This window comes from Geomonas subterranea, assembly GCF_019063845.1.
Lineage (GTDB): Bacteria > Desulfobacterota > Desulfuromonadia > Geobacterales > Geobacteraceae > Geomonas > Geomonas subterranea.
In genome coordinates this window covers 3,016,564-3,030,027 of the sequence record NZ_CP077683.1, presented here as the reverse complement: position 1 = coordinate 3,030,027, position 13,464 = coordinate 3,016,564, and the positions used below count along the sequence as shown (strand labels likewise).

15 protein-coding genes are annotated in these 13,464 nt (G+C 62.6%); 8 read left to right on the top strand and 7 right to left on the bottom strand.

All coding sequences use genetic code 11. From position 1 onward, the window contains the following. Positions 1–44: 44 nt before the first annotated feature. Entirely contained in the window at positions 45–503 is a 459-nt protein-coding gene (locus KP001_RS13175; protein ID WP_224961431.1) for a tetratricopeptide repeat protein, read from the bottom strand. A gap of 188 nt (positions 504–691) precedes the next feature. Here KP001_RS13175 and folK point away from each other — a divergent pair, with 188 nt between their 5' ends. From folK to fsa, 3 genes are read left to right on the top strand one after another with little or no spacing between them, the layout of a single operon-like run. Further along, on the top strand, positions 692–1,180 hold the full coding sequence (gene folK / locus KP001_RS13170; protein WP_217286085.1) for a 2-amino-4-hydroxy-6-hydroxymethyldihydropteridine diphosphokinase: 489 nt from the start codon (positions 692–694) through the stop codon (positions 1,178–1,180). An 8-nt stretch (positions 1,181–1,188) separates the two neighbouring features. Then, a complete protein-coding gene (locus KP001_RS13165; RefSeq protein WP_217286084.1) occupies positions 1,189–1,425 on the top strand; it encodes a YHS domain-containing protein in 237 nt (78 codons plus the stop codon). A gap of 19 nt (positions 1,426–1,444) precedes the next feature. After that, positions 1,445–2,089, top strand: coding sequence for a fructose-6-phosphate aldolase (fsa, locus tag KP001_RS13160; RefSeq protein ID WP_217286083.1), 645 nt, complete (start codon positions 1,445–1,447; stop codon positions 2,087–2,089). A 93-nt stretch (positions 2,090–2,182) separates the two neighbouring features. Here fsa and KP001_RS13155 read toward each other — a convergent pair whose 3' ends face one another. Then, the gene (locus KP001_RS13155) at positions 2,183–2,794 is read right to left on the bottom strand and encodes a DedA family protein (protein ID WP_217286082.1); all 612 of its coding nucleotides are present in this window, start codon (positions 2,792–2,794) and stop codon (positions 2,183–2,185) included. A 148-nt stretch (positions 2,795–2,942) separates the two neighbouring features. On the opposite strand from KP001_RS13155, the gene KP001_RS13150 reads away from it, so the two are divergent. The 5 genes from KP001_RS13150 to KP001_RS13130 all read left to right on the top strand — a co-directional run bounded on the left by KP001_RS13150 (position 2,943) and on the right by KP001_RS13130 (position 9,341). Next, the gene (locus KP001_RS13150; protein WP_217286081.1) at positions 2,943–4,589 is read left to right on the top strand and encodes a putative manganese-dependent inorganic diphosphatase; all 1,647 of its coding nucleotides are present in this window, start codon (positions 2,943–2,945) and stop codon (positions 4,587–4,589) included. Then, positions 4,590–6,503, top strand: coding sequence for a bifunctional homocysteine S-methyltransferase/methylenetetrahydrofolate reductase (locus tag KP001_RS13145; protein ID WP_217286080.1), 1,914 nt, complete (start codon positions 4,590–4,592; stop codon positions 6,501–6,503). Between the two features lie 160 nt (positions 6,504–6,663). Next, entirely contained in the window at positions 6,664–7,350 is a 687-nt protein-coding gene (locus tag KP001_RS13140; RefSeq protein ID WP_217286079.1) for a ferredoxin-like domain-containing protein, read from the top strand. Between the two features lie 53 nt (positions 7,351–7,403). Further along, a complete protein-coding gene (gene ttcA, locus KP001_RS13135; RefSeq protein ID WP_217286078.1) occupies positions 7,404–8,171 on the top strand; it encodes a tRNA 2-thiocytidine(32) synthetase TtcA in 768 nt (255 codons plus the stop codon). A 177-nt stretch (positions 8,172–8,348) separates the two neighbouring features. Further along, positions 8,349–9,341 carry a 4Fe-4S binding protein gene (locus tag KP001_RS13130; RefSeq protein WP_217286077.1) on the top strand — a complete coding sequence of 331 codons (993 nt, stop codon included), beginning with the start codon at positions 8,349–8,351 and terminating at the stop codon, positions 9,339–9,341. Positions 9,342–9,571: 230 nt separating this feature from the next. Here the strand turns inward: KP001_RS13130 and KP001_RS13125 are convergent, their stop codons facing one another. The 5 genes from KP001_RS13125 to KP001_RS13105 form a co-directional block, all read right to left on the bottom strand. After that, on the bottom strand, positions 9,572–9,991 hold the full coding sequence (locus tag KP001_RS13125) for a TraR/DksA family transcriptional regulator (RefSeq protein WP_183345553.1): 420 nt from the start codon (positions 9,989–9,991) through the stop codon (positions 9,572–9,574). A gap of 83 nt (positions 9,992–10,074) precedes the next feature. After that, entirely contained in the window at positions 10,075–11,421 is a 1,347-nt protein-coding gene (rimO, locus tag KP001_RS13120; RefSeq protein ID WP_217286076.1) for a 30S ribosomal protein S12 methylthiotransferase RimO, read from the bottom strand. 16 nt (positions 11,422–11,437) lie between these two features. Next, on the bottom strand, positions 11,438–11,923 hold the full coding sequence (locus tag KP001_RS13115; RefSeq protein WP_216511344.1) for a YajQ family cyclic di-GMP-binding protein: 486 nt from the start codon (positions 11,921–11,923) through the stop codon (positions 11,438–11,440). A gap of 89 nt (positions 11,924–12,012) precedes the next feature. Next, a complete protein-coding gene (locus KP001_RS13110; RefSeq protein WP_217286075.1) occupies positions 12,013–12,720 on the bottom strand; it encodes a LolA family protein in 708 nt (235 codons plus the stop codon). Between the two features lie 117 nt (positions 12,721–12,837). Further along, the gene (locus KP001_RS13105) at positions 12,838–13,437 is read right to left on the bottom strand and encodes a chemotaxis protein CheC (protein WP_217286074.1); all 600 of its coding nucleotides are present in this window, start codon (positions 13,435–13,437) and stop codon (positions 12,838–12,840) included. Positions 13,438–13,464 lie beyond the last annotated feature (27 nt).

The window sequence follows — 13,464 nt, the reverse complement described above, 5'->3', positions numbered from 1 at the left end:
GCCTCAGCTCCTCCCCCCTCCCGCACCGGGGAGGGGAGGAGCGGCTACTTCTTGAACAGGCTGCTTCGCATCTTGCCCAGGTACTTGTTCAGTGGGTTCCCTCTGGACAGGAAGGGGAGCACGGGGCGCTCCCTGTGCCCAAGCGTTTGCAGCAGCTTGGTGATGGCGGGATTTTTACCCACCCTGAGCCCCAGGTTGAGCGTCCTGATCGCCTCCCTCTTCCTACCGGCAAGGAGGTACACCGTGCCCAGGCGCAGGAAATGATTGCAGTTGCGGGGCTCCCTCTTGATGGCTTCCTGGCACAGGGCCACCGCCTTCTGCACGTTGCCGGCGGTCTGGGCCAGCGCCACCGCATACAGGGAAAGGTGTTCCGGGGTGCGCTGCCGCTCCAGGGCGGCGTGCAGGTAGCGCTGGGCCGACGAGTAGTGCCCTGCCTCCAGTTCCTCTTTCCCGAGATGCACCAGCTCCCTTGTTTCCAACTGGGTAAGTTCCTGACCGTTCACGCGTTCTCCTGTCTGCCGCCGAGTCACATTAAGAAGTAGGTACTATACCATTTAATCTGCGGCATGTGAAATCGTTACCTGTCCGCCGGCGCGGCTTTTTAGCCGCCACGCTCCCTGCTGGAGCGGAGTTGGCGGCTCCACGTCGCATGGGTTGAAAAAAAAAGGGATTTGTGTTCTAATCTGCCGCTGTGGAACAGTGCGCGTACATAGGGCTGGGGAGCAACATCGGCGATCGTGAGCTGAAGCTCCTGATGGCGATAGCGGAGCTGGGCAAGCTGCCGCAAACCAGGGTGACTGCCGTATCCCCCTTCTACGAGACCGAACCGGTCGGCGGGGTGCCCCAGGACAACTTTTACAACGCCGTGGTGCGCCTCAACACGGAAATGGCGCCGCTGGAACTCCTGGACCGGCTGAAGAGGCTGGAGACCGAAGTGTTCCGCCGGGTGCCGTCGGAGCGCTGGGGCGCCCGCAGCATGGACCTCGACATCCTCCTCTACGGTGAGCTGGTTTCCGACAGCGAAGAGCTCACCATCCCGCACCCGCGCCTGGCGGAGCGTCGTTTCGCCCTCCAGCCGCTGTCCGACATCGCACCCGACCTGGTGCACCCGATCCTGGGTAAACGCATCATAGAACTGCTGACCGAGCTGACCTCACCCGGGAAGGTGGTCAGGATCTAGGGGGACCATTGAAGTTTCTGATCTGGGCACTGCTGGCGTACCTCGTGTACCGCATGTTCGCCGGCAAGTCTGCCGAAAAGATAGTGAAAAAAGAGCCCGCCGCAGCGGAGACCTTCCAGGATCCGGTCTGCGGCGTGTACATAGCCGAGGCCGACGCGGTGGTCGGCAGGCTGGAGGGGAAGCGGTATCACTTCTGCTCCATGGAGTGCCTGAGAAAATTCGAAGAGATGCAACAGAGGCAATAACAACACAACCGGAGGAAAGATGAAGTTTTTTATCGACACAGCGGACGTTAAAGAGATTCGGGAGGCCAACGAACTGGGACTGGTGGACGGCGTCACCACCAACCCCTCCCTGATCGCCAAGAGCGGCCGGCGTTTTGAGGAAGTGATCAAGGAGATCACCGGGATCGTGGACGGCCCCATCTCCGCGGAGGTCATCTCCCTCGAGCATGACGGCATGATCGCCGAGGCGACCGAACTGGCCAAGATCCACCCGAACATCGTCATCAAGCTCCCGATGACCCCGGAAGGGCTCAAGGCGACCAAGACCCTGTACAAGCAGGGGATCAAGACCAACGTCACGCTGATCTTCACCCCGATGCAGGCCCTGCTCGCCGCCAAGGCCGGCGCCACCTACGTCTCCCCGTTCGTCGGCCGCCTGGACGACATCTCCCAGGACGGCATGGGGATCATCGAAGAGATCAGGACCATCTTCGACAACTACGGCATGGACGCCCAGATCATCGTGGCCAGCATCAGGAACCCGGTGCACGTGCTGAACTCGGCTCTCATCGGCGCCGACGTCTGCACCATCCCGTACTCGGTCATGCTGCAGCTCGCCAAGCACCCGCTCACCGATGCGGGGATCAAGAAGTTCCTGGAAGACTGGGAGAAGGTTCCCAAGTAGAGACGGCGGCGCGGGAGTGGTTCCCGCGCGGTTTGGGTAACAAAGGCGTTACTGAGGGCGGGTCCTGGACCCGCCCTTGCTTTATGGTGGGGGTTATTCGGGGAACTGCGCGCCGTTTCTGCGCTGCAGCCGGACGTAGACGGCAATGATCAGCGCGCTGACGATGACCACGCCGATGAGCGCCTGGTGCGAGTAGCGCATGATCAGCTCCTGGTTGCTCCCTATGAAGTAGCCGATGAAGGTGAGCACGGTGACCCAGATCCCCGCGCCGAGCAGGGTGTAGAGGGAGAACTTGACGTGGTTCATCCCGGCCAGGCCGGCGGGCAGCGAGATCAGGTGCCGCACCACCGGTAGAAGCCTCCCGATGAAGGTGGAGATCTCGCCGTGGTCCTTGAAGAAGCGCTCCACCTTGGCGAACTTCTCCTCCGTGATGAAGACGTACTTGCCGTACTTGAGAAGCAGCGGACGGCCGAGGTAGTGGGCCGCGAAGTAGTTGGCGTAGGCGCCGATCAGGCTCCCCAGGGTGCCGCAGACGATGGCCACGAGCATGTTCATCTGACCCTGCTGGGCCAGGTATCCGGCCGGCGGCATCACCAGTTCGCTGGGGATGGGGAAGACGGAGCTCTCCAGGGCCATCAGGAGAAAGATCCCCGGGTAGCCCATGGCTCCTATGGTTTCGACCAGCCACTGTACCGCTGCATGCATGCCTTGCTCTCCTTTTGTCGCGTTCTTTGCCGGCGCCATTCTATACGGAGCGCACCAAAAAAACGACTAATTTAATATTTTTTCCGTCTCGCGGCGGGGGAAGCTGGGGCGATGCCCCGGCCCGCGCGGGACGCACATGAAAGGAAACATGGACAAGCAGATTTTCGTTATCGGCCACAGAAACCCCGACACCGACTCGATCGCCTCGGCCCTCGCCTATGCCCACCTGAAGCGGGCGCTGGGGGACGAGCGGGTCACCGCCGCCATGGCCGGGAACCTGAATCCCCAGACCACCTGGCTTTTGGGGCGGCTCGGCATCGAGGCGCCGCTGTACCTGGCCGACGTGCACCCCAAGGTGCGCGACGTGATCCACCGCACCCCGGTCACCGTGGCCGCCGATGCGCCGCTTCTGACCGCCCTGGAACAGTTCCACCACAACTCCATCAGGGTCCTCCCGGTGCTCGACGCCGCCGGCGTCCCCAAGGGGATCATCCCGCTCAGAAAGATCGCCGAGCGCTCGCTGGTGACCGGCGCGGACTCGCTGCGGCTGGTCTCCGCCTCGCTCGCCTCGCTGGCAGCCTGCCTCTGCGGGAGCTTTCTTTCCGGCGGCGCCGATGCCGCCGTCGAGAGCCTGCACCTCTTCGTCGGCGCCATGGCCGAGGAGTCCTTCGTCGACAGGATCTCCGGCTTCGATCCCGCCACCCTGGTGGTGGTGACCGGCGACCGCAGCTCGATCCAGAAGGCCTCCATCGAGCGCGGCGTGCGCCTTTTGGTGGTGACCGGCGGCCTTTCCGTGGCCGAGGACGTGGTGCGGCTCGCGGCTTCCCGCGGCGTCGCCCTCCTCTCCACGCCGCTCGACACCGCGGCCACCGTTTCCCGGTGCCGCCTGGCCACCCCAGCCCTGGCCCTGGCCGAACCGGCCTTCGAGAGCGTATCGGTGGGGGAGCCGCTGGGACGGCTGCGGGACAAGCTGCTGCACTCGGGCGAAAGCGCCGTGCTGGCGCTCGAGGAGGACGGCTCCCTGGCCGGCGTCGCCACCAAGTCCTCGCTCTTCGCGCCGCTTCCCTATGCCCTGATCCTGGTGGACCATAACGAGCTCTCCCAGTCGGTGCCGGGCGCCGAGGACCTGGAGATCCTCGAGGTGATCGACCACCACAAATTGGGGAATCCGCCCACCACCAACCCGATTCCTTTCATCACCGCTCCGGTCGGAAGCACCTGCACCATCGTGGCCTCGCTCTACGAGGAACACGAGGTGGAGCCCCCCGCGCAGATCGCGGCGCTCCTCCTGGCCGGCATCCTGTCCGACACGGTGATCCTGAAGTCCCCGACCACCACGCCCAGGGACCGCGCCACCGTGTCGCGTCTTTCGGCCCTCGCGGGACTCGACTGGGAGGCCTTCGGCGCCGAGATCTTCGCCGCCTCGGGCGCGCTCTCCGGCTACGGGAGCCCCGAGCGCGTGGTCGGCTCCGACTTCAAGCTCTTCAGCCAGGGGGAGTTGACCTTCGGCGTCGGCCAGGTCGAGGTGTTCGGCTTCGCCGAGTTCAACGAGATGAAGAAGGAGCTGCAACAGGCCCTCGCGGCGCGACGCGAAAAGGAGGGGCTGGAGCTTGCCGGCCTCATGGTCACCGACATCTCCAGCGAGAGCACCATGTTCCTCATGGAAGGGGGGCAGGCCTTCACCCGCTTCATGGGGTACCCGCAGCCCGAGCCGCACGTATTCGAGATGAAGGGAGTCATGTCCCGCAAGAAGCAGCTGGTGCCGCACCTGATCAAGGTGCTGGGAGGTCGTTAGATGAAGAAGTTCCTGGAGCGGATCGCGCACGGGGTGCTGATCGGCGACGGCGCCATCGGCACCATGCTCTACGCCAAGGGGGTGGCGCCGGAGGCGAACTTCGAGCACTTGAACCTGGTGCGTCCGGAGCTGGTGCTGGAACTGCACCGCGAGTACCTGGACGCCGGGGCGCAGGTGATCGAGACCAACACCTTCGGCGCCAACTGCGCCAAGCTCTCCGCCATAGGGCTGGGAGGGAAGGTCGCCGAGATCAACCGCAGGGGCGCCCAGCTCGCCCGGAGCGCCGCCGACGGGAAGGACGTGTACGTTGCCGGCTCCATGGGCCCCCTGGGGCGCGGCAAGAGCGAACTGTCACCGGAGCAGATCGCCGAATGTTTCCGGGTGCAAGCCTCGGCGCTGGCCGAAGGCGGGGTGGACCTCCTGATCCTGGAGACCTTCTCGGAGCTCGATGAACTGTTGACCGCACTCGCGGCGGCCAAGGAGACGGGACTCCCCGTGGTCGCCAACCTCGCCTTCGGCGAAGGGGGACGGCTGCCGGGTGGGACGTCAGCCGAAAGCGCCGCTCTCCGGCTGGCCGAGGCCGGGGCCGATGTCATCGGCGCCAACTGCGGCGCAGGTCCGCTGGAACTGCTGGCCACGGTAAAGCGGATCTCCACCGTCTGTGCGGTACCGATTGCCGCCTATCCCAACAGCGGTTTTCCAGAGTACATCGACGGGCGCTACATCTACCGTACCACCCCCGAGTATTTCGCCGACCGCGCCGAGGAACTGGTCGCCGCCGGAGCGTCTCTCGTGGGCGGCTGCTGTGGCACCACCCCCGAGCACATCCGGGCGATGGCGGCGAGGCTGCAAGCCACTTCCCTCCCCCCCCGGGAGAGGGTGCCCGAAGGGGGGGGGAGGGCGCTGCCACGTAGCGAAAGTATTGCCGGGGGCGAGGCCCTCACCCCCAGCCCCTCTCCCGGAGGGAGAGGGGAGCTCCATGCCAGCTTCCTGGACCGCTGGGGCACGGAACCGGTGATCACCGTGGAGCTCGATCCGCCCAAGGGGCTCGACTGCGCCAGGGTGCTGGCCGGAAGCCGTGCCCTCAAGGAGGCGGGAGCCCACGCCATCAACCTGGCCGAGAACCCGCTGGCCCGCGTGCGCATGGGGAACCTGGCGCTTGCTTCCTTGATCCGCCGGGAGGTGGGGATCGAGGTGATCGCGCACGTCACCTGTCGCGACCGCAACCTCATCGGGACGCAGTCCGAACTGATGGGGGCGAGCCTCTTGGGCGTCAGTTCCATACTGGCTGTCACCGGCGATCCGGCGAGCCTGGGGGACGAGGCGGGAGCGTCCTCCGTGTTCGACCTCAACTCCTTCACGCTGATCAAGCTCTTGAGCGACCTGAACGGCGGGGTGAACGCCTTGGGGAACCCCATCGGCTCCGGCACCGGTTTCACCATAGGCGCGGCCTTCAACCCCAACACCCAGAACATGGAGGTGCAGGTGCGGCGGCTGGTGAAGAAGGTCGCCAACGGCGCCCAGTTCGCCCAGACCCAGCCCATCTACGACATCGCTCGTTTTCACGACATGATGGAGCAGACCGCGCACCTGGATATCCCGGTTCTCCCCGGCGTGCTGCCGCTCGTCTCCGGAAGGAACGCGGAGTTCCTTCACAACGAGGTCCCCGGTATCGTGATCCCCGAGGAGATCCGCAAACGCATGGCCGGCAAGAGTGGCGAAGAAGGTGTGGCCGAAGGTCTCGCCATCGCGAAGGAATTCATCGAGGCCGCGAGCGCCAAGGCCGGCGGTTTCTACCTGATCCCCCCGTTCGGCAAGTACGAGATCGCGGTGGAGCTGGTTAGGTTCATAAGAAACAAGGAGGAACACAGAGGACACGGAGGTCCACAGGGGACACAGAGAAAGGGACTATAGAGAACCCGCAGTTCCCCCCTCTCCCTCCGGGAGAGGGTCGGGGTGAGGGGGCCCTCTCCCCACCGTTTTTCTCCGTGTACCTCCGGGACCTCTGTGTTCCGTGTTTGCTTTTCAGCTATTTTGACCTGCATCAATTTCAATACAGACAAAGGAGCAGATGATGAAGACCAAGGACATGCTTGAAAAAGGCGCCATCCTGCAGCGCGACCGTGAGACCTATGCCATCGCCCCGCACATCCCGGGCGGCTTTACCGACACCGCCACGCTGAGAAAGATCTGCGACGTCGCCGACAAGTACCAGCTGGAGCTGAAGCTCACCTCGGCCCAGAGGATCGCCATGTTCGGCGTCAAGGAAGAAGAGATCGACGCGGTCTGGGCCGATCTTGCCCAGGCGCCCGGCGCCGCCATCGGCCTGTGCGTCAGGAGCATCAAGATCTGCCCGGGCACCCAGTGGTGCAAGAGGGCGGTTCTCGATTCCGCCTCGCTGGGGCTCAAGCTGGACAAGATCTACCACGCCATGGAGCTCCCCAACAAGATGAAGATGGGGGTTTCCGGCTGTCTCCTCGCCTGCTCCGAGTCCGGCGTCAAGGACATCGGCATCGTCGGTCATAACAAGGGGTGGCGCATCCTGGTGGGGGGCAACTCCGGACCGAGGCCGCGCCTGGCGGAGCTCCTGGTCGACAACATCCAGACCGAGGAAGAGGTGCTCGAGATCGTGGCCAAGGTTGTGGAAGTCTACAAGAACGACCCGCAGCAGGGGCGTCTGGGGAGGCTGATCGAGGAGAAGGGTATCGAGGCTTTCAGGGAGGCCGTACTCGGCACTCCGGATGCCGCGGTCGGGAAGTGATATGAGAGCGGCAATGATGACTGAAACAGCATGGTGCGTCGCGGGAGGTTGCAGTGGCGCTTATTGAGGACGCGCTCTTCACGCGCATCAAGAACAGGGTCGGCAAGGCGATCCACGACTTCAACCTGATTTCTGAGGGTGACCGCATCGCCGTCGCGGTCTCGGGCGGCAAGGACTCCTACGCCATGCTGCACATGCTGGACACGCTGCGCCGGCGCGCCCCGGTGCGTTACGAGCTGGTGGCCATCAACATCGACTCCGGCTACCGCGGCTACCGCGGCGACATCATCGAGGAGCACCTGAAGGAGCACGGCTTCACCTACCACATGGAGAAGACCGATCACTACGACATCATCTCGGAGAAGCGCCGTCCTAACTCCTCCTACTGCTCCATCTGCGCCAGGCTCAAGCGCGGCACGCTCTATACCCTGGCGCAGCAGTACGGATGCAACAAGCTGGCGCTTGGTCACCACATGGACGACTTCATCGAGACGCTGCTTTTGAACCAGTTCTTCGTCGGTTCGCTGAAGGCGATGGCCCCGAGCATGCTGGCCGACAACGGTGTCACCACGGTGATCAGGCCGCTCGTCTACGTCCCGGAGAAGGAGATAATTCCGTTTTCCCGCAACAACCGCTTCCCGGTGGTCTGCTGCTGTTGCCCGGTCTGCGGAACGGCGGACTTGCAGCGCAAGAAGATGAAGGAGTTGCTGGAAACCTTGGAGCGCGACAACCCCTTGGTGAAGAAGAGCCTTTTGAAGGCCTTGTCCAACGTGCACCCGCGCCACTTGCTGGACAAGGGGTTGACCAGGATCCCTTCCTGACGCAGATCGGCGATGATGTCCTTCACCGTCAGACGACCGCAGTAGACGACGATTCCCACAGCTCCTATGACCATCGGTTCCATATGCTACCTCCGCTTTCCTTGATGATACGACGGTAGCATGTGGTAGCGACAAAATATGTCGCAACATATTCGCAAGGCAACAAAGGTGAGGTTCATGGCGGAAAAAAAAGTGCAGCAGGTCAGGGTCGCAGTCCAGTGGGGCTTCCTTCTCTTCTCCCTTTATCTTGGGGTAACCTTCTACCGTTTCGTGCTCCATTTCAGAAGCGGCGGCGCCACCCCCTTCGTGGAGCGCCCCGACGGGGTCGAGGCTTTTCTTCCCATTTCGGGTCTGGTGAGTCTCAAGGGGTGGATGAGCCTCGGCACGATCAACGACGTCCACCCGGCGGCGCTTGTGGTGCTTTTGACCGTGATCGCCGTCTCGCTTTTGCTGAAGCGCTCCTTCTGTTCCTGGGTCTGCCCGGTCTCCACCATAACCGAGGTGTGCTGGAAGGTGGGGGCGAAGCTCTTCGGCAAGAACTTCAAAATGTGGCTCTGGCTGGACTGGCTCTTGCGTCCGATCAAGTACCTGCTGCTCGCCTTCTTCCTGTTCTCCATCCTGGTGATCATGGCACCTGACAGCGTCAGTTCCTTCATCACGGGGGACTATAACAAGATGGCCGACGTGAAGATGCTGGACTTTTTCGTGAACCTGTCCGGCACGCCGCTCGCCGTCATCGGCGTGCTGCTGGCCCTTTCCTTTTTGTTCAAGAACCCGTTTTGCCGTTTCCTCTGCCCGTACGGTGCGCTTCTCGGCCTGGTGTCGCGCCTGTCGCCGGTCAAGGTGCAGCGTAACCAAAGCGCCTGCATCTCCTGTGGCGGCTGCACCAAGGCCTGCCCGTCCTACATCGACGTGATGCATCAGGAGAGGGTCTGCTCCGAGGAATGCGTTGGCTGCCTGCGTTGCGTGAGCGCCTGCCCGAAGCCCGAGGCGCTGCAGCTGAAGGCGAAGAACGGCAAGGTGATACCGGGGATGGTCTATGCGGCCCTCGTGGTGGCGGTCTTCATCGGCGGTACCCTGATCGGCAGGGCCACCGGCCACTGGCACAGCTCCATCACGAAGAGCGATTACCAGCGCCTGATCGCCGCACCGCCGGTGGACCACCCGTAGCAAAGTCCCCGCCCCCGGAGGGGGAGGGACAGGGAGGGGACGCGCAGCGGTTTTTAGGTCTTCCCCCTCCAACCTCCCCCTCCAGGGGGAGGAGCTACATCGCCCAGTCACACACATAGCCTGAACGCAAAGAGGGGACGGTATCTCTACCGTCCCCTCTTGTTATTTTTAGCACCGGCCGGGTGAAAATGGCTAATGCCGTTTCCCCGCCGCTATACCATTTTGTGCTGTTACCCTTCCTCTTCCTCGCCCAGCGCGATCTCGCGGTAGGCCCTGTCCTCTTCGAAACGCTTGGTCTGTGCCTGCTGCTTCTCCAGGTCCGCCTTGCACTTGACGCAGTGGCGGGCGAAGGGGACGATCTTCAGCCTCCCGATGGGGATTTCTTCCTCGCACTCCTCGCAGATGCCGTACTCACCTTCTTCCAGACGCAGTAATGCCTCGTCTATATTACGCAATTTCTCGCGCTCCCGGTCGCCCAGCAAAAGGCCGAGTTCACGATCGCGCTCGCTGGAGGCCTGGTCATAGATGTCGCCGCTCGGCTCATTGATCGGTGCATCGGAACCGGACTTGACAGTCTTGTTAATCTCTTTAAGCGTCTCCTCTTTCATTTTGAGGAGCATCGCTTTCATCTCTTCGGGTTTTTCTGTCATGTATAAACTGTCTCCATATCTTTCATTGTCCCGCAAAGCGACGCAATAATACAGCAATAGCGGTTCGTGTCAAGACTAAAAGCCTACTCTATGATCTCGCCAATAAGGTCGTAATCAGAGGAGTCAGTGATCTTCAATCGTACTATGTCACCTACGTTGGCGTTGCCCGCGGTGATGTACACTTGACCGTCCACATCGGGGGCCTGGCGTGAGGAGCGTCCCTTCAAAAGGAGCTCGGTCTCCTCGCTGTACCCCTCGACCAGCACATCCTCCTCGCTGTCAACGAGGGTTCTGTTGTGCTTGAAGGAGACCCGGGCCTGGGTGCGCATCAGCTTCTTGTGGCGCTCGCGCTTGACCCGCTCGGAAACCTGGTCCGGCATCTCGGCCGCCGGGGTCCCCTCCTCGCGGGAGTAGCAGAACACGCCGAGACGGTCGAAGCGGGTCTCCTCGACGAATTGCAGGAGCGTCTTGAAGTCCTCGTTGGTCTCGCCGGGGAAGCCGACGATGAGCGAGGTGCGGATGGCGATGTCAGGGATCTCGCGGCGCAGCTTGGCGATAAGGGCGCGGATGTCGGCCTCGCCGCTTCTACGCTTCATGTTCTTCAGGACCGGGTCGGAGATGTGCTGGATGGGGAGGTCCAGGTACTTGCACACCTTGGGCTCGTTCTTGATCAGCTCGATCAGGGAGTCCCTGACCCCGTCCGGGTAGGCGTAGAGGAGCCTGATCCATTTGAGATCTTCCAGCTTGGCCAGTTCCTGGACCAGGAGCTCGAGGCTCGGCTGTTCGGGAAGGTCGCGGCCGTAGGCGGTGATGTCCTGGGCGATCAGGTTGAGCTCCTTCACCCCGGCGGCCACCAGGGACCTGGCCTCGGCCATCAGCGTCGCGAAGGGGCGGGAGCGGTGCGCGCCGCGCAGGGACGGGATCACGCAGTAGGAGCAGTTGTTGGAGCACCCCTCCGCGATCTTTAGATACGCGGTGTAGTGCGGCGAGGACTGCAGGCGCGGCAGCTCGTCGTTGTAGACGAAGTTGGGGTCGCCGGTGTAGCAGAGCTGGGCGTCGGTCCCCTTCTTCTCCTGGAGGATCTCCGCGATGCGCGGGTAGTCTCCGGTGCCGATGAAGATATCCACCTCGGGGAGTTCCTTGGCGAGTTCCTCCTGGTAGCGCTGCGGCAGGCAGCCGGTCACGATGAGCAGCTTGCAGCGCGCGTCGTGCTTTCTGTCGGCCAGGTCGAGGATGGTGTCGATGCTCTCCTGCTTGGCCTCCTTGATGAAGGAGCAGGTGTTCACCACGATGATGTCCGCCTGCATCTCGTCGGTGGTGACCTCGTACTCGTCCTTGGAGAGGTAGCCCAGCATCACCTCGGCGTCCACCAGGTTCTTCGGGCAGCCCAGGCTCACCAGGCTCACTTTTTCCTTAATCTTCTGGTTCAAAAAAATCCCCTCTTGATCAGCTTCTGAAGTTGACGAACTGCATGTCGATGTCGAGATCCTTCCCTTTGAGGATACGGATCACCTCCTGGAGGTCGTCGATGTTCTTGCCGGTGACCCGGACCTGGTCGTCCTGGATCTGGCTTTGTACCTTGAGCTTGGTTTCCTTGATCACGGCGCCGATCTCCTTGGCCTTCTCCTTGGAGATCCCCATCTGCAGGGTGATGATCTGGCGCACCATGCCGCCGGAGGCCTGTTCCACCTTGCCGTACTGCAGCGCCTTGGGAGAGATGTTGCGCTTGACGAACTTGGATTGCAGGATGTCGATGACCGCCTTCAGCTTGAAGTCGTCCTCGGACAGGACCTTGATGCTTTCCTTCTCCAGGGTCACCTCGCTCTTGGACCCCTTGAAGTCGTAGCGCTGCCCGATCTCCTTCACGGTCTGGTTGATGGCGTTGTCGACCTCCTGCAGGTCGACCTTGGAAACGATGTCGAATGACGGCATAAAACCTCCTGTGAAATCAGGTTGAGGTTGACGTCGAGGAAGAAAAAGGGACCCAAGAGGGGTCCTCTCAACCGCAACCCTTACCTGCTCTATCTTTTGATAACCTGCACCCCGGACGGGATCTTGAAGCTGAACTTGCCGCTGGATATGCCGCGGTTGGTCTTCACGCCGCTGAAGTCCATCCTGGTGGTGTTCCCGGTCTGGTCTACCACCGTGGAGGAGAGCACCGGGAACGGAGTCGAGCTCTTCCCCTTGGCAACCATGCTCTCGACGGCCTCGCCGGAGATGGTCAGCAACAGCTTGGCCATGGCGGGGCTCTTCTTGTGCGGGGTGAGCTCCAGCTGGTAGTTGCCGTTCTTGTCCTTTTGCTCGGCGGCAAAGGCGATGCTGAAATCCTTGGAGACTTGCCCGAGCCCCGAGAGGTAGTTCATCGCGATGCCGTTACTGGCCTCGAGAAGCTGCGCCAGGTCCATCACCATGACCTGCTTCTGGTCCGGTATGTAGTACCAGACGGTCTTGCCGTTGGACACGATCTGCTGCTTGGGCTTGGTGTAGTTGAAGCGGAACATCGACTCTTTCCCGCCCCCCTTCTTCAGGAGGAGCTCGCCCCCCCCCTTTTCCTCGCGCTTGAGCGCCCTGATGCTGCTTCTCTGGCTGAAGTCCGCCTGCAGGTCGTTCAGCGATCCGTAGCCCTGCTCGATGGTGCGCACCACCTGGGAGAGGTCGGCTCCGAGGGACAAGCCGGCATTAAGGGCGATCAGGGCGAGGGACAGGACGGCGGTTCTGGCGATTTTCATGTTCCACCTCCGAAAAGAAGAGAAGGTCTCGGGCTGGCGCTCGGGACCCTCGATGTGCCGCAGCGGCGGCAGTTTGACCGGGCATTCTGACATACAACCGGGTAAGGTGCAACCTTTTCATTGCTCCAGGGCGCCCAGGAGCACCCCCATCGAAGCGGGGGCCGGGATGAGGAAGATGCTTCCGCCGCAGAGCGAATCCGAGACCGAGAACATGGCGTCGATCATCACGACCGCCTCGCCGTTGTCGCCCCGCTCCAGCGCGCGGGCGAGGATATCCCCCCCCGGCCCGATGCTCAGGGCGGGTACCGAGGGGAGCAGGGTCATCTTGAGCGAACTCCCCAGTGCGTTGAGGCACGCCGAGGCCAGGATGTTCCCCACCTCCATCAGGGTGGCCCGCTCCATCTCGGTGAACGGTGCGCCCGCATCGGGGAGCTCTCCCAGCAGGAGCTCGAGGATGCGTTGGGCGTTCTCCCTAAGCAGCAGGATCAGGATGCTGCCGCGCACGTTGCCGAGGATCTGCAACTGCAGGGCGGTCGCCTCCTGCGACCCGAGCTGGTGCGAGAGGCTGGCCCCCTCGAGCACCTGGAGCCGGGGCACCTGGATGCTGACCCCCTTGCCGGTAAGCTGGGACAGGGCGATGGCCGCGTGCTGCATCCCGGTGTTGCAGACGTGGGTGAGCGCCTTCAGTTCTCCATCATGCAGGTCATGGTGCGCCATGGTACCCTCCGGAAGTGGGCCGTTCCC